The following is a 1,318-nucleotide window of genomic DNA, read 5'->3' as shown; positions in this document are numbered from 1 at the left end:
CTGACTTGTCCTGAAATAGGTTTACAATTAAAAGTGTAAACGATGAACAAAAGTAAAGAAGAAAAGATCTTGCATGATCATTTAACGTTGGGTCTAACATTTCGTAGCTTAGCGTTAAAGTACGGTTTATCCTACGGCCGTACGTATCGTATAGTGAAAAGCAATAAATCAACCTACAAAGCGCCGCCTATTCAGGAAGAGTTGCCTGACGATGTGGCGATGCTCAAAGCGCTGTTACGTAAAGAGCGTTTAAAGAACGAGTTACTGAATAATATTATTGATATAGCAGATAGGGAGCTGGGTGCCAACATCAGAAAAAAGTCTGGCACCAGGCGGTCGGAATAAGCATGCAAGAACGCTCGCGTGGGTTACGCGAGCTATGCGGACTGCTTGGTTATAGCTCACAGGCATATTATCAAAATAATCGTCAGACAGAAAAGCGGACGTTCAAACAAGAAGAAATGATTCAGCAGGTACTGGAGCACAGGCGCCTGCAACCACGACTGGGGACAAGGAAGCTGCTGGAATTGATGCAGCCAGAGATGGGCCGTGACGCTTTCTTTGAACTGCTCAGGCATAACGGCCTGTTAGTACGCAGAAAACGGTACCGCGCACGTACCACTTTTTCATCTCACCGGTTTAGAAAGTACCCGGATCTGGTCAAGTATCTGGTAGTAGACCGGCCCAATCAGCTTTGGGTAAGCGACATTACTTATATCCGAATTAAACAGGACTTTGCTTATCTGAGCCTGGTAACGGATGCCTATAGCCGAAAGATCATTGGCTTTTTTATGAGCCATGATCTTTCTACGGACAATTGTTTAGGCGCCCTGCGGATGGCATTGGCCAGCCGGCTGACTACAGATCAGCCGCTGATCCATCATTCAGACCGGGGCACACAATATTGCAGTAAGGCGTATACCGGGTTATTAAAGAGAAAGGGCATTGCTATCAGTATGACCCAGAGCGGAAACCCAAGGGATAATGCCATAGCTGAAAGAGTAAACGGCATACTTAAAATGGAATTGCTAAAGGAAAGTTATGATCATATCAGTACTGCCTATCAGGAGGTTAAAAAAGCCGTAGGTATTTACAATCAGCTAAGGCCACATAGCAGTTTGGATATGCTTACGCCAGAAAGCGCACACCAAAAAACAGGTGTACTCAATCGAAGATGGCGCAATTATTATCCCACTAGCGAAATGAAGGTAGCTATCGACAGATAAATAGTGTAAACTTATTTCAGTACTAAATTAAAAGTGTAAATTCAATTAAGTATTAACAACCAAATCTGTAAACTTTTTTCAGGACGGGTCAG

The 1,318-nt window shown here is 43.8% G+C and carries 2 protein-coding genes; both read left to right on the top strand.

Features of this window, described 5'->3' with window-relative positions; translation table 11 throughout:
* Positions 1 to 42: 42 nt before the first annotated feature.
* Complete coding sequence (locus ABD772_RS17505; protein WP_345107513.1) at positions 43 to 345, top strand: hypothetical protein; 303 nt, start codon at positions 43 to 45, stop codon at positions 343 to 345.
* Between the two features lie 2 nt (positions 346 to 347).
* Positions 348 to 1,226, top strand: coding sequence for an IS3 family transposase (locus tag ABD772_RS17500; RefSeq protein ID WP_345107510.1), 879 nt, complete (start codon positions 348 to 350; stop codon positions 1,224 to 1,226).
* The last annotated feature ends 92 nt before the right edge of the window (positions 1,227 to 1,318 follow it).

It is taken from the genome of Mucilaginibacter panaciglaebae (assembly GCF_039539265.1).
Taxonomy (GTDB): domain Bacteria; phylum Bacteroidota; class Bacteroidia; order Sphingobacteriales; family Sphingobacteriaceae; genus Mucilaginibacter; species Mucilaginibacter panaciglaebae.
This window is presented reverse-complemented; position numbering and strand designations above follow the sequence as displayed.

What these genes read in the sequence shown, in the direction of transcription:
- ABD772_RS17505 (WP_345107513.1), top strand. Translation starts at nt 43, where the DNA reads ATGAACAAAAGTAAAGAAGAAAAGATCTTGCATGATCATTTAACGTTG.
- ABD772_RS17500 (WP_345107510.1), top strand. Translation starts at nt 348, where the DNA reads ATGCAAGAACGCTCGCGTGGGTTACGCGAGCTATGCGGACTGCTTGGT.